The sequence below is a fragment of the Diaphorobacter sp. HDW4A genome (assembly GCF_011305995.1).
GTDB lineage: Bacteria > Pseudomonadota > Gammaproteobacteria > Burkholderiales > Burkholderiaceae_C > Diaphorobacter_A.
Genome location: NZ_CP049910.1, coordinates 3,080,784 through 3,098,529, shown reverse-complemented (window position 1 = coordinate 3,098,529; position 17,746 = coordinate 3,080,784). Strand labels below are relative to the sequence as shown.

Here is a 17,746-nt window from a genome sequence, read left to right as displayed (position 1 = left end):
GGGGAGTCAGAGATCAGTCGCGGAAATTGTCGAACGACAGCGGCAGGTCTGCAATGTCTTTGCGGATCAGCGCCATCGCAGCCTGGAGGTCGTCGCGCTTGGCTCCGGTCACGCGCACTTTTTCTTCCTGAATGGCGGCCTGCAGCTTGAGTTTGCTTTCCTTGAGCGCTTTCTGAATCTTCTTGGCATTTTCGGCGTCGATACCGTTGCGCACCTTGATGACCTGCTTGAGCTTGTCGCCGCCGATCTTCTGGGCCTTGCCGACATCGAGGAAACGCACATCCACATTGCGCTTGGAGAGCTTGTTGCGCAGGATGTCCTCGACCTGCTGGAGCTGGAACTCGGCATCACCGAACATGGTGATTTCCTTGTCCTTGAGCTCCACCCCGGCAGAGCTGCCCTTGAAATCGAAACGCGTGCCGATTTCTTTGGCGGTGTTTTCGATGGCGTTTTTCACTTCGACGAAGTTGGCTTCCAGGACGGTATCAAAAGAAGGCATGGCTTTACTCTCGGAATCTAGATACAAACCCGATGGCGTTTTCGCCCGGGTGCGACAATGGGGTCGATGTTAGTCGAGAACAACGTTCCTCTCCAGCAATACAACACCTTTGGCATCGTTGCCAAGGCGCATATGCTGGTGCGCGCCCAATCGGTTCAGGATGTGCGCGACCTGATTTTTGCTCCTGAGCTGGCCGGTCAACCGGTCTTTGTGCTGGGTGGCGGCAGCAATATTGTGATCACTGGGGATGTCAAACCCGTGGTGCTCAAAATGGAGATCAAGGGGCTGCGTCTGGTCGAGGAGACCGACAAGGCCTGGATCGTGGAGGCGGGCGCGGGCGAGGTCTGGCACGATGCCGTGGCCTGGACCATCGAGCACGGCTTTCCGGGCCTTGAGAATCTGGCGCTGATTCCCGGCACCGTCGGCGCGGCGCCGGTACAGAACATCGGCGCGTACGGAGTCGAGTTGCAGGATCGCTTCGATGCGCTCGATGCGGTCGATCTGGCCACAGGGCAGAGTTTCACGCTCGATGCAGCACAGTGCGCGTTTGGCTACCGCGATTCGGTGTTCAAGCATGCGCCGCAGTTACCCGAGGCGGACGGTGACCTGCCGCGCGGCATGGGGCTTGCTGGACGCGCGGTGATCACCCACGTGCGTTTTCGTCTGTCCAAACAATGGAAGCCCGAACTGGGCTATGCCGATCTGGAGCGCAAGCGGGTTGAAACCGGCGTGAGCGAGCCCAGCGCCAAGCAGATCTTCGACTGGGTCTGCGAGATCCGGCGCGCCAAGTTGCCCGACCCGGCCGTGATCGGCAATGCGGGCAGCTTCTTCAAGAACCCGACCGTCACCGAATACCAGTGCGCTGACATCATCGAGCGCGAGCCAAAGATCGTGCACTACCCGATGGCGGATGGTTCGATCAAGCTGGCTGCGGGCTGGTTGATCGACTCCTGCGGCTGGAAGGGCAAGTCGATCGGCAAGGCGGGCGTCTACGAAAAGCAGGCGCTGGTGCTGGTCAATCGCGGCAATGGCGACGACAGCGTGACGGGGGGGGAAGTGATGACGCTGGCCCGGGCGATACAGACCAGCGTCTATGAACGCTTTGGCATCCGGCTGGAGCCGGAGCCAGTGGTTGTCTGAGTTACGGCTTGGCGCCAAGGCGCCAGAAAGAGGCGCGGAAAAACAGACTCTGGATCTTGTTCGGGGCTTTCTCTTCGACGCCGATTTCGAGCGGCACATAGGCCTTTTGGCAATCGAGGAGATAAGCGGTAGCGTTCGGCGCAGGGCTGTTGATGCGACCGGCCAGCTTGCAAGCGCCGACGGCGTCGCGCAATTGCTTCATGGCTTGCTGGACCTGCTCGGGCTTAGCCTGCTTGTTGAACTCGTCCGAAAACATCTCGGCGCTCAGCGCAGGGCCGACGCCTTCGAGTGAGTCGATGATGGACTTGGCGCGCTTGTCTAGCGCTTTCTGAACGGCTTCGCTGGGGCCGGAGGGAGTTGCTGCGGCTTGCTTGTTGGCGCTTTCATCGGCAGCCAGAACGGTGCTGGCGCTTGTGGCAGTAAACAGAGTGGCGACGAGCAGCATGGAAATGCGATTCTTCACTGTGGACTTCCTGACTTTCCTTGAACTTTGGTGTCGCTACTGTAGCGCTCGCGCTCGCAGTGTGGTTATCGACGTCGTTACAGAGTCATGAATTTGAAAGCGAAAAGGCCTGCAGCCGATAGCTGCAGGCCTTTTGTAACATTCCGGGTGCGAATGTGGCGATCGATTCCGGGATCAGTCGGCGGTGGCGCCGGACGCCTTCACGGCCTCGCCCCACTTTTTGATGTCTGCGTCGATCAGCTTGGCGAAGTCTGCGGTGCCCATGCCGTAGGCTTCGGCACCCAGCTCGGAGATTTTCTGCTTGACGTTGTCTTGCTTCAGGATGTCCTGCACGTAGCCGTTCATGCGCTCGGCCAGTTCCTTGGGCATGTTCTTGGAGCCGATCATGCCGTACCAGGGTTCCACCTCGAAGTTGGTGAAGCCTTGCTCGTGCAGGCTCTTCACTCCGGGGAACTTGGGCGAGGCGTTCTTGCTGGTGATGGCCAGTGCCTTGATCTTGCCGGCATCGATCTGCGGCTTGAGCGGCACGGGGTTGTCGATGGCGTATTGCACCTCGTTGGACATCACGGCAAGGATCAATGGAGCCGAGCCCTTGTACGGGATGTGGGGCGATTTCACCTTGGCCTGCATCTGGAACATCTCGACCAGCATGTGCTGGGGCGAACCGGCACCGGCGGAGCCGAAGTTCACCTTGTCGGCCTTGATCTGCTTCATCAGGTCGTCCATCGAGTTGATGCCCGACTTGGCGCTGGTCACCAGCAGGAAGGGTGCCTTGGCGATAGTGGTGATCGGCGTCAGATCCTTGCGTGGATCGTAGGGAACGCTCTTGTACAGCGTGGGCGAGATCACCACGGGGCTGCTCGAGCCCACGAGGTAGGTGCCGCCGTCCGGCTTGGCGCGGCTCACGAAGGCGGTGGCGATGTTGCCGTTGGCACCGGCCTTGCTGTCAACGATGACGTTGGCATCGATGCGCTTTTCGAGTTCCAGCGCGATGATGCGGGCCAGCATGTCGCTGGTGCCACCGGGCGAGTAGGGCTGCACCAGAGTGATGGTCTTGACGGGCCAGGCGTCTTTGGCGTGCACGATGGCGGGTGTGCCAGCGGTGAGCGTCACGGCTGCGGCGGCGAGCAAAGCATTTCTGCGAAGCATGTCTGTCCTTGAGGGCTTGGGGCACGGGTGGTGTGACCACAGAGGCAGGGAACGGACGCTCTCACGGATAGGGAGAGGTCCACGTAGGTCAATGCGATCAAAAAGAGACTTCGATTGCAGACCATGAAGATCCGGGATTGTGCTTCAGGACGACAATCGAGGCCTACGTATTCCTGTACGTAGTGCGGGGCCAAAAGTCGCTTGTGAAGCGCGTTGAGGCGAAAAAAAACCGCCCAGTGTGGGCGGTTTTGAGTGAGCGCTGCGAGCCAGAATTACTTCTTGCTGCCGTCGTTCAGTTGCGCCAGTGCGGCATTGCCACCCAGCGAGAGCAGACCTGCCTCGGAGTACACGCGCAGCTTGTCGCGGGTGTCGACGATGTCGAGGTTGCGCATGGTCAATTGGCCGATGCGGTCTGCCTGGCTGAATGGCGCGTCTTCCACCTTTTCCATCGACAGGCGCTCGGGAGCGTAGGTCAGGTTGGGTGACTCGGTGTTGAGCAGCGAGTAGTCGTTGCCGCGACGCAGTTCCAGTGTCACGGTGCCGGTCACTGCGCGGGCGATCCAGCGCTGGGCAGATTCACGCAGCATGATGGCCTGCGGGTCGAACCAGCGGCCTTGGTACAGCAGGCGGCCGAGCTTCAGGCCGTTGATGCGGTACTGTTCGATGGTGTCTTCGTTGTGGATGCCGGTCACGAGACGCTCGTAAGCGATGTGCAGCAGCGCCATGCCGGGGGCTTCGTAGATGCCGCGGCTCTTGGCTTCGATGATGCGGTTCTCGATCTGGTCGCTCATGCCGAGGCCGTGGCGGCCACCGATGCGGTTGGCTTCGAGGAACAGTTCCACCAGGTCATCGATGCGCTTGCCGTTCAGGGCCACCGGACGGCCTTCTTCGAAAGTCACGGAGACTTCCTCAGCCTTCACTTCGACCTCAGGCTTCCAGAACGCCACGCCCATGATTGGGTTGACGATGCGGATGCCGCTGTTCAGGAATTCCAGATCCTTGGCTTCGTGGGTTGCGCCAAGCATGTTGGAGTCGGTGGAGTAGGCCTTTTCGACCGACATCTTGTAGCCGAAACCTTCCTTGATCAGGAATTCCGACATTTCGGTGCGACCGCCCAGTTCGTCGATGAACTGCTGGTCGAGCCAGGGCTTGTAGATCTTGAGTGCCGGGTTGGTCAGCAGACCGTAGCGGTAGAAACGCTCGATGTCGTTGCCCTTGAAGGTCGAGCCGTCACCCCAGATGTTGACGTCGTCTTCCTTCATCGCGGCCACGAGCATGGTGCCGGTCACAGCACGGCCCAGAGGTGTGGTGTTGAAGTAGGTGATGCCGCCGGTGGAGATGTGGAACGCGCCGGCCTGGATGGCGGCGATGCCTTCGTTGGCCAGTTGCGTGCGGCAGTCGATCAGGCGGGCTTTCTCCGCGCCGTATTCCATCGCCTTGCGGGGGATTTCGTCGTAGTCGGCTTCATCGGGCTGGCCGAGGTTGGCGGTGTACGCGTAGGGCAGGGCGCCCTTGTTCTTCATCCAGCGCAGGGCTGCGCTGGTGTCGAGGCCGCCGGAGAAGGCGATGCCGACCTTCTGGCCGACGGGGAGGTTTTGCAGGATGTTTGCCATGGAGGGTGTCCGTGTGTGTTGGGAGACGCTGCGTTGATGCGCTGTGGAATCAAGCAATCAAGCGTAGTGGCAGATGTAGTGATATGCCTCGGTCACCCGGATGTCGAATTTGGAGTCGGCCGGGATGCTGAACTTCTCGCCCGGGCCGGACTTTACCCACTGGTCGGAGCCGGCGAGCTTGTATTCACAGCCACCGCCCACGCATTCCATGATCTCGGCAGCGGCGGTGCCAAAGGTGAGCTCGGACGGTAGGACCACGCCCACGGACTTCTTGGTGCCGTCGGGATAGGTGAAGCTGTGACTCACGCATTTTCCGTCGAAGTACACATTGGCTTTGGTCGTGAGAGATACGCCGTCAATCTTTTCGGTGGTCATGGAGTGCGCTGAATTTCAGTGGATTGGTGAATCGGTCAAACCCTCAATTCTAGGCTCCCGCGACGGGGCAGTGGTTTTGTGCGGATTGAAGAATGTTCCCGCGGGCAAGAAAAAGGAGCCGCGAGGGCTCCTTTCGAGGGGGTGAGAGCGCAATCCGTCACTGGCGATAGGCCTCGCCGCGCGAGTTGCGGTACTCGACAGCGTTGTCCGTGACCGGCGCGGTGTAGCTGCCCGTGGGGCTGGAGACCACGACGCCCGCCTGAGGAGCGCTGTAGCCACCCTGGTTCTGGTAACCACGACTGTCGTAGCCGTAGCTGCCCTCGTTGTCATAGCGGTTGTCGCCGTAGTAGCCCTGAGGCTGCTGGTACGGTTGTTGATACTGCACCTGTGGTTGCTGGTATTGCTGCTGGTATTGCTGTGGGTACTGGCCGTAGGGCTGCTCGTAGGGGCGACCGTACTGGTCATATTGACCATACTGGCCGTTGTAGCCTTGGTTGGTGGGCTGTACCGAGAGCGGAATCCATGCGCCGGGTTGGTAGTCGGTGCGCGTGGTGTAGCGGCGGCCTGCGTATTCGTAGGTCACGTCGTAGCCGACCGTGCGGCTCTCGTAGGAGGTCTGCGTGCCGCAGCGCTGCACGGGGTAGTAACCGGGAGGGCCTGCTTCGACCTGATTGCCGACGATGGAGCCACCCATGGCGCCGATGGCGGTGGCCGCCACACGGCCCGAGCCGCCGCCGATGGCGCTTCCAGCGAGGCCGCCGACGATGGCGCCCAGCAGAGCACCGCCGCCTGTGGGCTGGCGGCGCGAATAGACATAGTCACTGCCGCAGACTTGCTGCGGAATCGCCACCTGCTGAATCACCGGCGTGGCGGAGAGCACGCGCCCCTGCTCCTGCTGCGCGAATGCGGGCAGGGTAGCGGTAGTCAAACTAGTGAGAAGGGCGATGGCAACAAACTTATTCATGAGTGGATACTCCTTGCTGCTCGCTTAACGCGCCAGCCTTGACAAAAGTTTAGGCGTCAAGCGTCAAAAACTGCGTGCAGTCACGTAAAGCTACGTAAATCGCTGTCCGCACACGTTTTTTATATGTGTAGGATCAATTGCCGAGCAGTTCGTTCCACTTGCCCGCGTCAAAGCCCACGGTCACACGGCCACTGGCCTTTCCGTCCCATTCTGCGACCGGGCGCTTGATGACCGAGGCGTGTTCCTTCATGACCTCGATGGCACCAGCGTCATCGCCAGCGCGGGCCTGCACCTCGGCATCGAGCTTGCGCCAGGTCGTACCCTTGGTGTTGAGCAGCTTGTCGCGGCCCACGGACTTGAGCCAGTCGGAGAGGCGCTCGGCGGGCACGCCTTGCTTCTTGAAGTCGTGAAACTGGTAATCCACACCTTGTGCTGTAAGCCAGGTGCGGGCCTTTTTCACGGTGTCGCAATTGGGGATGCCGTAGATGGTGATTGTGGGGGTACTCATGTTGGTGATCATCGCTCATGCCGGGGTGCGCGACAATGGCGGGCTGTATGCACAATCTACCTGACACTCTGGATGGCTGGCTGAGCTATTGCGAAAGCCTGCATCCCCGCAACATTGAAATGGGCCTGGAGCGCGTGGGCGAGGTGGCCAAGCGGCTGAACCTGCATTTCAACTGCCCCGTGATCACTGTTGCCGGAACCAACGGCAAGGGCTCGACTTGCGCGATGCTCGAAGCCGTAGCCCTGCAGTCGGGCTACAAGCCGGGCGTGTTCACCTCGCCGCATCTGGTGCATTTCGAGGAACGTTGCCGCGTGCATGGCGAGATCGTCACTGCGGCCCAGCTCGTGGAGCAGTTCGCGGCCGTCGAAACGGCGCGGGTGCAAGGTGGCGACGAGATTTCGCTGACCTATTTCGAATTCACGACGCTGGCGATCCTGCGCCTTTTGAGCATCTCCAAGCTCGATGTGGCGATCCTTGAGGTCGGCATGGGTGGCCGTCTCGACGCGACCAACATCATCGATACCGACTGCGCGATCATCACCAGCATCGATCTCGATCACATGGAATTCCTCGGTACGGATCGCGAGAGCATTGGCCGCGAGAAGGCCGGCATCATGCGCAGCGGCAAGCCCGCTGTGGTCAGCGACCCGATGGCACCGCAGAGCGTGATCGATCACGCGCGCGAGATCGGCGCCGATCTGTGGCGCTTCGGCATTGACTTCAATTTCACGGGAGACCAGCAGCAATGGGCCTGGGCAGGGCGTGGCCGTCGCTACGCGGGTTTGTCGTATCCGGCGCTGCGCGGTGCCAATCAACTGGTGAACGCTTCTGGCGTGTTGGCTGCCTACGAGGCCATCCGCGACAAGTTGCCCGTGACCGCGCAGGCCGTGCGCACGGGTCTCGCGATGGTTGAGTTGCCGGGCCGTTTCCAGATCATCCCCGGCCAGCCGACCATGGTGCTGGATGTGGCGCACAACCCGCATTCCGTGGCGGCTTTGACGGCCAATCTGGATGCCATGGGCTATTTCCCCGTCACCCATGCCGTGTTTGGCGCTATGGCGGACAAAGACTTGACTCCGATGCTCACCAAGATTGGCCCTTTGATCGATCGCTGGTATTTCACTGATCTGCCCACGCCGCGCGCCGATACGGCCGCACATCTGCAGCAGAAATGGAATGCCGTGCAGATGGTGACGGGTGCCAAGCGCGAGGTGAAGACCTCGTTGCACGCCAACCCGGAAGCCGCGTTACAAGCCGCAATTGCTGCCGCCGACCCGGCTGATAGAATCGTGGTCTTTGGCTCGTTCTACACAGTGGGCGGTGTGCTGCAACATGGCACGCCTCGTCTGCAAGCCAAGCATCTGGGTACGTAACGCGTCCATACCACATGGCATTCATCAAGTTTCCTTGGTCCGGTCAGAAAGAAAAAGACACTGGCAACAACAAAGCCACCCGCCGATCGCGCGTCGCCGCGCAGGCGGAAAGTGTCGAGGTCATGCGCCGCCGTGCGCGCCATCGCCTGATCGGCGCTGCGGTACTGGTGGTTGCCGGCGTGGCGGCGTTCACGCTGCTGTTCGATACCAAGCCGCGGCCCGTTGCTGTCAATTTGCCGGTTGATGTTCCGGATCGCAATACTGTGGCACCGCTGGTGGTGCCGGGTACGCCGGGCTCCGCTGCGACGGCTGCCCGCTCAGGTGGCTCCTTGCCTGATACGGGGCTTTCCGATGGCGAGGAAGTCGTCACGTCACCAGCACGCAAGCCCGCTTCCTCGGTGGCAGCGGTGGTGCCCCCGACGCCCGCCGCGTCCAAGCCTGCGGTGCAACCGGCGTTCACCGAGCGTCAGGCCTCCAAACCTGAAGTCAAGCCCGAAGTCAAACCCGAGCGCAAACCGGAGCCCAAACCCGAGGTCAGGCCTGAGCGCAAGCCGGAAGTCAAACCTGAGCCCAAACCAGAACCGAAACCTGAAGCCAAGCCAGAACCCAAGCGCGAGGTGAAGCCAGAGCCAAAGCCAGAGCCCAAACCGGAACCTAAGCCCGAACCCAAGCAGCGCGCAGATGACGCGGCACGTGCCCGCGCATTGCTGGAGGGCAAGGATTCGTCCTCGTCCAGCAACTTCGCCGCTGCGGCCAAGGCCGAGGGGCGCTTCATCGTGCAGGTGGGTGCGTTCGCCGATGCCGACAAGGCGCAGGAGGTGCGCGGCAAGCTCGCGGGCGCGGGCTTGAAGGCGTTCACTCAGACGGTGGACACCAAGGATGGCAAACGCACCCGGGTTCGTGTCGGTCCGTTCACTGGCCGCGCCGACGCCGACAAGGCGGCGGGCAAGGTCAAGGGGCTGGGTCTTCCGGCTTCCGTGATTCCGCTTTGACGCCAACGAACTGACCGGGAGCTGCGCATGGCTGCGCTGGATTGGTTGTGCATCGTGGTGTTGCTCGGATCCCTGATCATTGGGGCTTGGCGTGGACTGGTGTTCGAGTTGCTGTCGCTGGCAAGCTGGATCATCGCGTTCTTTCTCGCGCAATGGTTCGCGGTGGATGCAGCCGCGCTGCTTCCGATGAAAGACTATGACCAGACGATCCAGCAGGTCGCTGGATTCGTGCTGGTTTTCGTGGTGGCGATTTTTGCCTGCAGCTTTGTGGCATGGCTCATGAAGAAGCTTATCGATGCCATGGGGCTCAGGCCTGCGGATCGTGCACTGGGCGGCATCTTCGGGTTGCTGCGCGGTGTGTTGGTGCTGCTGGTCGTGGCCGTGGTGGCCCAGCTCACGCCGATGCACGAGGCCGAGTGGTGGAAAATTTCGCATTCGGGCCCCATCTTGGAGCAGGCCCTTGCCGCCATAAAGCCCGTACTTCCTGCCGACATGGCGATGCGGCTTCCGGTCTGAAATGTGAAATAGCGGCGACAATTGCGGTCCCGCAAGTTCTTTTTGAATTTTTGTGAGTGTTCGGCGGATATCCCCCGCCAGAGAATGGAAACCGAATATGTGTGGAATCGTCGGTGTGGTCAGTGCGACCCCTGTCAATCAGCTGATCTATGACGCCCTGCTGCTGTTGCAGCATCGCGGCCAAGACGCTGCAGGCATCGTCACGCAAGATGGACGCAAGTTCTTCATGCACAAGGCGAAGGGTATGGTGCGCGATGTGTTCCGCACCCGCAACATGCGTGGCCTTCCGGGCATGGTGGGCTTGGGCCAGTGCCGCTACCCGACTGCAGGCAATGCCTCGAGCGAAGAAGAGGCTCAGCCGTTCTATGTGAACGCTCCTTTCGGCATTGTGATGGTGCACAACGGCAACCTCACCAATGCCAAGCAACTGCGCGAAGAACTCGCCAGTACCGACCACCGCCACACCAACACCGAGAGCGATTCCGAAGTGCTGGTCAACGTGCTGGCTCACGAGTTGGCGCGTGCGAGCAGCGGCGCGCCGCTCAAGAGCGAAGACGTGTTCAAGGCCGTGCGTGCGGTGCACAAGCGCCTCAAGGGTTCGTATGCGGTGATCGCGCTAATCGCGGGATATGGCCTGCTCGCGTTCCGTGACCCGTACGGCATTCGTCCGCTGTGCATGGGCAAGAGTGCGGATGGCACGATCATGATGGCCAGCGAATCGGTGGCCCTCGAAGGCACACTGCATCAGCTCGAGCGCGACATCGCCCCGGGCGAAGCCGTGTATGTGCACGAAGATGGCCGCGTCGAATCCGAGCAATGTGCCGAGTCGCCGATGCTGCACCCCTGCGTGTTCGAGTACGTGTACCTCGCGCGTCCCGACTCGGTGATGGATGGCATCTCCGTCTATCAGGCGCGCTTGAACATGGGGGAGACGCTGGCCAAGCGTGTGATCTCCACTGTGCCGCCGAGCGAGATCGACGCGATCATTCCGATTCCCGAATCCAGTCGCCCAAGCGCGATGCAGTTGGCCCAGTTGCTGGGCATTCCGTACCGCGAAGGCTTCGTGAAGAACCGCTACGTGGGTCGCACCTTCATCATGCCGGGGCAGTCCACGCGTAAGAAGTCCGTACGCCAGAAGCTCAACGCCATCGGCAGCGAATTCAAGGGCCGCAAGGTGCTGCTGGTCGACGATTCCATCGTGCGCGGCACAACTTCCAAGGAGATTGTGCAGATGGCACGTGACGCGGGCGCGGTGAAGGTCTATCTCGCTTCGGCCGCGCCACCAGTGCGCTACCCGAACGTCTATGGCATCGACATGCCCACCAAGACCGAGCTGGTCGCCCATGACCGCACGGTCGAGGAAATCCGTCAGGTCATCAGCGCAGACGCGCTGATCTATCAGGACGTGGATGCCATGAAGGTCGCCGTGGGCAAGATCAACCCAGCGGTGCAGGGCTTCGAGGCATCCTGTTTTGATGGCGAGTACATCACTGGCGACATTTCCGATGTGGACATTAGCGCGATCAACGCAGGCCGCAATGAACAGGTGGAAGACGACGAGGACGCCACCCTGGTCTGAGTCTTTCGCTGAAGCCCGACTCAAAGGGTGGCGCTGAGTCGCCGCCCGCACCGAATTGGAAGCGCGCACGATTCTCCCGAGGGCGCGCCGCCGTCAATGCCGGACATTGGCGGTCCTGAGAACAAGTTGCAAGGATTTATCGTGACCGACAGAACATTGCCGCAAGGCCTGCATCCAGATACGCTCGCTGTGCGCGAGGCGATTGATCGCAGCCAGTGGGGGGAGCATAGCGAGGCGTTGTATCTCACCAGCAGCTTCGTGCAACCGGATTGCGCCACTGCGGCACGCCGCTTCGCTGCGGAAGAGGATGGCTATACCTACAGCCGCACGAGCAATCCCACGGTCACTAGCTTCGAGAAGCGTCTGGCTGCAATGGAAGGCACGGAGTGCGCTGTGGCGACCTCGACCGGCATGGCGGCCATTCTGCTGGTCGCGCTGACGACGTTGAAGACGGGCGATCATGTGATCTGCTCGCAATCCATGTTTGGCTCGACGATCAAACTGCTCGGCACTGAAATGGCGCGCTTTGGCGTCGAGACCACGTTCGTCTCGCAGACCGATGTACAGGCCTGGAAGGACGCCGTGCGTCCCAACACCAAGCTGCTGTTCGCCGAGACGCCGACCAATCCGCTGACCGACCTTTGCGACATCGCCGCACTGGCCGAGCTTGCCCACGCCCATGGCGCGCTGCTGGCCGTGGACAACAGCTTCGCCTCGCCCGCGCTGCAGCAGCCTGCCAAATTCGGCGCGGACATCGTCGTGCACTCGGGCACCAAGTTCCTCGACGGCCAAGGCCGCGTGATGTCGGGCGCCGTCTGCGGCACTGTGGCGCTGGTGGACAAGGTCATGGGCACCTTTCTGCGCAGCGGCGGGCTGAATCTCGCTCCGTTCAACGCCTGGGTGGTGATGAAGGGGCTTGAAACCCTGTCGCTGCGTGTTAAGGCGGAGAGCGCGGCTGCGCTGGGGCTCGCCACTTGGCTTGAAGCGCATCCCAAGGTTGCGCGCGTGTATTACCCCGGCCTCAAGAGTCATCCCCAGCACGAGTTGGCGATGCGTCAGCAGAATGGCCTGGGCGGAGCGGTGATCGCGTTCGATGTGGTTGGCGAAGGTTCCGAGCAACTGCGCGCCAACGCGTTCCACGTGGTCGACAGCACGCGCGTGTGCAGCATCACCGCCAATCTTGGCGATGTGAAGACCACCATCACACACCCGGCCAGCACATCGCACGGCCGTTTGAGCGAAGCGCAGCGTCAGGCTGCGGGCGTGGGGCAGGGCCTCATTCGCGTTTCCGTGGGTCTCGAGCATCTTGAAGACATCAAGAACGATCTTTCCCGCGGACTGGATACATTGAAATGACACAAGAAAAAGTACGTACCCGATTTGCCCCGTCTCCCACGGGCTTCATCCATCTGGGCAACATCCGCTCGGCCCTGTATCCATGGGCCTTTGCGCGTGCCAACAAGGGTGACTTCATCCTGCGCATCGAGGACACCGACGTGGAGCGTTCCACGCAGGCATCGGTCGATGTGATTCTGGAAGGTATGGAATGGTTGCAGCTCGATCACGACGAGGGCCCGTTCTATCAGATGCAGCGCATGGAGCGCTACAAGGAAGTGCTGGCCGTTCTGCAAGAAAAGGGCTATGTCTATCCTTGCTACATGAGCATGGCAGAGCTGGACGCACTGCGCGAAAAGCAAATGGCCGCCAAGGAAAAGCCACGCTATGACGGCACATGGCGTCCGGAACCCGGCAAGGTGCTGCCAGCTATTCCCGAAGGCGTGAAGCCGGTGCTGCGTTTCAAGACGCCTTTGACCGGCGTGGTCGGCTGGGAGGACAAGTGCAAGGGCCACATCGAGTTCCAGAACTCCGAGCTCGACGATCTAGTGATTGCTCGTCCCGACGGCACACCAACCTATAACTTCTGCGTCTGCGTGGACGACATGGACATGACCATCACCCATGTGATCCGCGGTGATGACCATGTGAACAACACGCCGCGCCAGATCCACATTTTCGAGGCGCTCGGTGCCACCGTGCCGGTGTTCGCACATCTGCCGACCGTGCTCAATGAGCAGGGCGAGAAGATGAGCAAGCGCAATGGTGCCAAGGCCGTGACGGAATACCGCGACGAAGGCTATTTGCCCGATGCGATGGTGAACTACCTGGCCCGTCTGGGTTGGAGCCATGGCGATGACGAAATCTTCTCCCGTCAGCAGTTCCTCGAGTGGTTCAATCTGGACCATCTCGGCCGCAGTGCGGGCCAGTTCGACGAGGCCAAACTGCGCTGGGTGAATGCCCAGCACCTGAAGGCCATGGACGATGTGGCGCTGACAGCGATGGTCAAGCCGTTCGTCATCAAGACGGGTGTCGCCGAGAGCCTGATCGATGCTGATGACCGCCTTGTGCGCATTGTTGGTCTGTTCAAGGATCGCTGCGAAACGCTGGTCGACATGGCCCACTGGGCGAAGCTCTTCTATATGGAGAGCATCGAGCGCAACGCCGAAGACTACGCCAAGCATGTGACCGACGCCGTCAAGCCGCTGCTCGCCGCGTTCGCTACCGCCATGGAAACGGTGGAGTGGAACAAGGAAGCGATCAGCGCTGCCATCAAGCAAGTGCTCAAAGATCAGGGCGTGAAGATGCCGATGCTGGCGATGCCGGTGCGCGTGCTGACGCTGGGTACGGCGCACACGCCATCGGTCGACGCAGTGCTCGAGCTTCTCGGGCGTGAAAAAGTTTTGATGAATTTGAAAAGCGCCTGAAAACCTGTATATAATTCGAAGCTCAGCAGATGACGATGGTTACACAACTAAACGACGTTATCTGCAGAGAAAATTGGGGGTATAGCTCAGCTGGGAGAGCGCTTGCATGGCATGCAAGAGGTCATCGGTTCGATCCCGTTTACCTCCACCAAGAATTCTAGGTTATGACCCTATCGTCTAGAGGCCTAGGACATCACCCTTTCACGGTGAGTACCGGGGTTCGAATCCCCGTAGGGTCGCCAAGTTTGAAGCACTTGAAGCTCGCAAGAGCCCACGACGCTTTCTACCAGGAGTGGTAGTTCAGTTGGTTAGAATACCGGCCTGTCACGCCGGGGGGCGCGGGTTCGAGTCCCGTCCACTCCGCCAAGTTTTTCGGTTAGTTCCAAGGTTTTGACCCTATCGTCTAGAGGCCTAGGACATCACCCTTTCACGGTGAGTACCGGGGTTCGAATCCCCGTAGGGTCGCCAAGTTTGAAGCACTTGAAGCTCGCAAGAGCGCACAACGCTTCCTGCCAGGAGTGGTAGTTCAGTTGGTTAGAATACCGGCCTGTCACGCCGGGGGTCGCGGGTTCGAGTCCCGTCCACTCCGCCAGATTTCATGGATTTGACCAGTAACGGGTCGTCCCGCAAGGAGGCCCGTTTTGTTTTGGTGGGAGCATGGCATGCCATGTTGTCGATCATGTGTCAGATCCCTTGGGGGTATAGCTCAGCTGGGAGAGCGCTTGCATGGCATGCAAGAGGTCATCGGTTCGATCCCGTTTACCTCCACCAAGGTTTGTTGAACGGAAGTTCTTAGGTTATGACCCTATCGTCTAGAGGCCTAGGACATCACCCTTTCACGGTGAGTACCGGGGTTCGAATCCCCGTAGGGTCGCCAAGTTTAAAGCACTTGAAGCTCGCAAGAGCCCACGACGCTTTCTACCAGGAGTGGTAGTTCAGTTGGTTAGAATACCGGCCTGTCACGCCGGGGGTCGCGGGTTCGAGTCCCGTCCACTCCGCCAAAATCAAAAGCGATGCAAGCGAAAGCTTGCATCGCTTTTTGTTTTGTTTTTGAATTTTGCTTGTACGAGACCTTTGGCCTCGCTGGTTGGTCGTTTGGAGGCGGCAATACAGCCCCTCATGCAGCGTTGCGAAGCCTTGCTTGAGGGGCTGTCTTACCGTTGGGGTGGTGGGGCGAGTCTGGTGCTCGCTTCGGTGGCCCGCTGTTGGAATACCTTGGGTATGAAAAAGGGCCGTGAGGCCCTTGGAACTATGTGTTTTGGCGATCTGCTTACTTTGGAGCCAGTCGAATGGCGCCATCGAGACGAATCACTTCGCCGTTGAGCATGTCGTTTTCGAAGATGTGGCAGGCCAGCTTGGCGTAGTCGGTCGGGGTGCCGAGGCGGCTGGGGAAGGGGACGCCGGCGGCCAGAGCATCCTGCACTTCTTGTGGCATGCCGAAGAGCATCGGGGTGCCGAAGATGCCTGGGGCGATGGTCATGTTCCGGATGCCGTTGCGGGCGAGGTCGCGGGCGATGGGCAGAGTCATGCCGACGATGCCACCCTTGGAGGCGGCGTAGGCGGCCTGGCCGATCTGGCCGTCGTAGGCGGCGACGCTGGCTGTCGAGATCATCACGCCGCGCTCGCCGGTGGATTCAGGCTCGTTCTTGGCCATGGCTTCGGCGGCCAAGCGGATCATGTTGAAGCTGCCGATCAGATTGACCTGCACCACCTTGCTGAATAGCGTCAGCGAGTGCGCGCCATTCTTGCCAACGGTCTTTTCTGCCGGTGCGATGCCCGCGCAGTTCACCAGCCCCATGAGCTTGCCGACCGAAATGGCCTTGGCGACGACAGCCTGGCCGTCAGATTCGCTGGTCACATCGCACTTGACGAAGCTACCGCCGATGTCTTTGGCGACCGCTTCACCCTTGTCGATCTGCATGTCGGCAACCACCACATGGGCGCCACGGCTGGCCAGCATGCGCGCAGTGCCTTCGCCCAGACCTGAAGCGCCGCCGGTCACGATGAATACTTTGCCTTTGATGTCCAAGATTGTCTCCAGAGGTTGATGATGACGTTTACGTAAACGTCAATTATGAATCATCCAATGGTCATCATAGTGTCGGCGGGATGACGATGGAGGGAAATTTCGCGCCGCCCACCCAACGGGAGTGGGGCAAGGCGGGCATGCTCAATGCTGGCATTGCCCGTGGAGTTCGAAACTGGCGCGGCCTAGGCGAGGGCAGCCGCGCAGCGCCTCAGGGGGGTGTTCCGAATACTTAAAAAAAAGCCCAGTCGATAAGGACTGGGCTATTAAGGGATCCTAGAAACCGGGTTTCAAGAGGATCCAAGGAGACAACTGGTGGATTCGAATCGTTTCGCTTTTGAGCGAATCGTTTTGAATCGATACGGGAATTTTAGGGGTTAACCCTTTAAATTGCAATTCCCGTTGTCATTGATTAACGCTTGCGAGCAGCAGCGGTAGCTGTGGCAGTAGCGGTCTTGGCAGCGTTGGTAGCCGAGTTGGCCACTGCGTTGAAGTTGGCTTCAGCGACGTCGCTGGCTTGCTTCACAGCCTTTTGAACGGATTCAAAAGCGTTGTTGGCGGCGCTCACGGCGCTCTTGAACACGGCAACCGAAGTTTCGGAGCCGGCAGGAGCGTTCTTGGCAGCAGTGTCGACCAGCGTGTTGAAGCTGCGTTGTGCTTCAACGGCTTGGGTTTCCACAGCCTTGGTGAATTCGGTGCCAGTGCCCGAAGCGATGTCGTACAGGTGACGGCTGTAGGCGACCGACTTTTCAGCCAGAGGCTGCAGCAGGCCGGCTTGCAGAGCCAGCAGCTCTTGTGGGTCCTTGGCGGCCAGCACGGCTTGTGTGTGTGTGGCAACATCGGCCAGAGCGGCGCGGGAGGCGGTCACGTTCAGTTCGACCAGCTTTTCAAAGCCTTCGAAAGCCTTGGTGGTCAGACCAAAGAAGGTTTCAACGTTGGACTTTTGTGCGGCGATCACTTGTTCGGGGGTCAGGGACATGGTCATTCTCCAGTAAAGGGTTTGGATGAGATATCTGCTCTGACGTGACCTGAGACATGTGTCATGTTGCAGTGCAGCATGGATCGAATTTTAGGGGGTTGCGCTCAAATTGCAAGTGCTTTTGTTGCATCGCAACATTTTTAGAGGCGTTACCCAAAAAATCGCTTCTGTCGCACACGACACACCATATTCATCAGCGCACGCGTCGGCCTTGGCAAAATAAGCGCAGGATATGAAATGACCATGACAGAGACAAATACCACTTCCCATCCCCCCGTTTTTGCAACACCAGCAGTGCGCCCCACGCCTCTGGAGCGTTCGCAATTCAGGGTGTTTCGCACCATTGGCACGCGCTGGGCGGATAACGATCTCTATGGGCACGTCAATAATGTTGTCTATTACAGCTGGTTCGATACGGCGGTGAATGGCTATTTGATTGAGCAGGGTGCTCTCGATATTCATGACGGCACCACGATTGGCTTGGTAATCGAAACTCAATGTAATTATTTTGCTTCGCTCGCATTTCCGCAGACCGTTGAAGCGGGGCTGCGTGTGACCAAGCTGGGGACATCCAGCGTTCGTTATGAGATCGGTCTGTTTGCTAAAGGCGAGGCGATGACAGCAGCCTTTGGGCATTTTGTGCATGTCTATGTCGAACGCGAGTCGCGCCGACCCTGCCCATTGCCCGACAAGCTGCGAAGCGTGCTTGAAACGCTCAGGGTCTGATCGCAACTCACCATGGCTGAGTTCAGTGCTGGATGCGGCTTTGCGGGCGGTTTGGCTGCGCGTGGCTCCGGTTGATGCCACA

Annotated in this window: 17 protein-coding genes and 8 tRNA genes; 16 read left to right on the top strand and 9 right to left on the bottom strand. The window is 59.9% G+C overall.

Annotated elements, in window-relative coordinates:
- Nucleotides 1-13: 13 nt before the first annotated feature.
- The gene (locus tag G7047_RS14105; protein WP_166306458.1) at nucleotides 14-499 is read right to left on the bottom strand and encodes a YajQ family cyclic di-GMP-binding protein; all 486 of its coding nucleotides are present in this window, start codon (nucleotides 497-499) and stop codon (nucleotides 14-16) included.
- 66 nt (nucleotides 500-565) lie between these two features.
- Between G7047_RS14105 and murB the strand changes: the two genes are divergently transcribed.
- A complete protein-coding gene (murB, locus tag G7047_RS14100; protein WP_166306455.1) occupies nucleotides 566-1,639 on the top strand; it encodes a UDP-N-acetylmuramate dehydrogenase in 1,074 nt (357 codons plus the stop codon).
- Between the two features lies 1 nt (nucleotide 1,640).
- On the opposite strand, the gene G7047_RS14095 is transcribed toward murB, so the two are convergent.
- The 6 genes from G7047_RS14095 to G7047_RS14070 all read right to left on the bottom strand — a co-directional run bounded on the left by G7047_RS14095 (nucleotide 1,641) and on the right by G7047_RS14070 (nucleotide 6,711).
- Nucleotides 1,641-2,102, bottom strand: coding sequence for a hypothetical protein (locus G7047_RS14095; protein WP_166306452.1), 462 nt, complete (start codon nucleotides 2,100-2,102; stop codon nucleotides 1,641-1,643).
- A 174-nt stretch (nucleotides 2,103-2,276) separates the two neighbouring features.
- Nucleotides 2,277-3,251, bottom strand: a complete 975-nt coding sequence (locus G7047_RS14090) for a tripartite tricarboxylate transporter substrate binding protein (protein WP_166306449.1) — start codon at nucleotides 3,249-3,251, stop codon at nucleotides 2,277-2,279.
- A gap of 272 nt (nucleotides 3,252-3,523) precedes the next feature.
- A complete protein-coding gene (gene argG, locus G7047_RS14085) occupies nucleotides 3,524-4,864 on the bottom strand; it encodes an argininosuccinate synthase (RefSeq protein WP_166306446.1) in 1,341 nt (446 codons plus the stop codon).
- A gap of 57 nt (nucleotides 4,865-4,921) precedes the next feature.
- A complete protein-coding gene (locus tag G7047_RS14080) occupies nucleotides 4,922-5,239 on the bottom strand; it encodes a pyrimidine/purine nucleoside phosphorylase (protein WP_166306443.1) in 318 nt (105 codons plus the stop codon).
- Between the two features lie 157 nt (nucleotides 5,240-5,396).
- Nucleotides 5,397-6,203, bottom strand: coding sequence for a glycine zipper 2TM domain-containing protein (locus tag G7047_RS14075; RefSeq protein WP_166306440.1), 807 nt, complete (start codon nucleotides 6,201-6,203; stop codon nucleotides 5,397-5,399).
- Between the two features lie 133 nt (nucleotides 6,204-6,336).
- On the bottom strand, nucleotides 6,337-6,711 hold the full coding sequence (locus tag G7047_RS14070; protein WP_166306437.1) for an arsenate reductase: 375 nt from the start codon (nucleotides 6,709-6,711) through the stop codon (nucleotides 6,337-6,339).
- A gap of 47 nt (nucleotides 6,712-6,758) precedes the next feature.
- On the opposite strand from G7047_RS14070, the gene folC reads away from it, so the two are divergent.
- The 14 genes from folC to G7047_RS14000 all read left to right on the top strand — a co-directional run bounded on the left by folC (nucleotide 6,759) and on the right by G7047_RS14000 (nucleotide 14,934).
- Complete coding sequence (gene folC / locus G7047_RS14065; protein ID WP_166306434.1) at nucleotides 6,759-8,084, top strand: bifunctional tetrahydrofolate synthase/dihydrofolate synthase; 1,326 nt, start codon at nucleotides 6,759-6,761, stop codon at nucleotides 8,082-8,084.
- A 14-nt stretch (nucleotides 8,085-8,098) separates the two neighbouring features.
- Nucleotides 8,099-9,076 (top strand): SPOR domain-containing protein, encoded by a 978-nt coding sequence (locus G7047_RS14060; protein WP_166306431.1) that lies wholly within the window; start codon nucleotides 8,099-8,101, stop codon nucleotides 9,074-9,076.
- Nucleotides 9,077-9,103: 27 nt separating this feature from the next.
- A complete protein-coding gene (locus G7047_RS14055) occupies nucleotides 9,104-9,592 on the top strand; it encodes a CvpA family protein (RefSeq protein ID WP_166306428.1) in 489 nt (162 codons plus the stop codon).
- Between the two features lie 97 nt (nucleotides 9,593-9,689).
- Entirely contained in the window at nucleotides 9,690-11,171 is a 1,482-nt protein-coding gene (purF, locus tag G7047_RS14050) for an amidophosphoribosyltransferase (RefSeq protein ID WP_166306425.1), read from the top strand.
- Between the two features lie 141 nt (nucleotides 11,172-11,312).
- Nucleotides 11,313-12,527 (top strand): O-succinylhomoserine sulfhydrylase, encoded by a 1,215-nt coding sequence (locus G7047_RS14045; RefSeq protein ID WP_166306422.1) that lies wholly within the window; start codon nucleotides 11,313-11,315, stop codon nucleotides 12,525-12,527.
- Nucleotides 12,524-13,933 (top strand): glutamate--tRNA ligase, encoded by a 1,410-nt coding sequence (gene gltX, locus G7047_RS14040; protein WP_166306419.1) that lies wholly within the window; start codon nucleotides 12,524-12,526, stop codon nucleotides 13,931-13,933. The genes G7047_RS14045 and gltX overlap by 4 nt, the downstream gene beginning before the upstream one ends.
- 75 nt (nucleotides 13,934-14,008) lie before the next feature.
- Nucleotides 14,009-14,084, top strand: a tRNA-Ala gene (locus G7047_RS14035).
- Nucleotides 14,085-14,099: 15 nt separating this feature from the next.
- A tRNA-Glu gene (locus tag G7047_RS14030) sits at nucleotides 14,100-14,175 on the top strand.
- A 47-nt stretch (nucleotides 14,176-14,222) separates the two neighbouring features.
- A tRNA-Asp gene (locus G7047_RS14025) sits at nucleotides 14,223-14,299 on the top strand.
- Between the two features lie 26 nt (nucleotides 14,300-14,325).
- Nucleotides 14,326-14,401, top strand: a tRNA-Glu gene (locus tag G7047_RS14020).
- 47 nt (nucleotides 14,402-14,448) lie between these two features.
- Nucleotides 14,449-14,525, top strand: a tRNA-Asp gene (locus G7047_RS14015).
- Nucleotides 14,526-14,628: 103 nt separating this feature from the next.
- Nucleotides 14,629-14,704 (top strand) — tRNA-Ala (locus tag G7047_RS14010).
- A gap of 30 nt (nucleotides 14,705-14,734) precedes the next feature.
- Nucleotides 14,735-14,810, top strand: a tRNA-Glu gene (locus G7047_RS14005).
- 47 nt (nucleotides 14,811-14,857) lie between these two features.
- Nucleotides 14,858-14,934: transfer RNA gene (locus tag G7047_RS14000), tRNA-Asp, on the top strand.
- Nucleotides 14,935-15,203: 269 nt separating this feature from the next.
- On the opposite strand, the gene G7047_RS13995 is transcribed toward G7047_RS14000, so the two are convergent.
- Complete coding sequence (locus G7047_RS13995; RefSeq protein WP_166306416.1) at nucleotides 15,204-15,962, bottom strand: 3-hydroxyacyl-CoA dehydrogenase; 759 nt, start codon at nucleotides 15,960-15,962, stop codon at nucleotides 15,204-15,206.
- Between the two features lie 409 nt (nucleotides 15,963-16,371).
- Nucleotides 16,372-16,938, bottom strand: a complete 567-nt coding sequence (locus tag G7047_RS13990) for a phasin family protein (protein WP_166306413.1) — start codon at nucleotides 16,936-16,938, stop codon at nucleotides 16,372-16,374.
- Nucleotides 16,939-17,181: 243 nt separating this feature from the next.
- On the opposite strand from G7047_RS13990, the gene G7047_RS13985 reads away from it, so the two are divergent.
- Nucleotides 17,182-17,664, top strand: a complete 483-nt coding sequence (locus G7047_RS13985) for a thioesterase family protein (RefSeq protein WP_166312065.1) — start codon at nucleotides 17,182-17,184, stop codon at nucleotides 17,662-17,664.
- Nucleotides 17,665-17,746 lie beyond the last annotated feature (82 nt).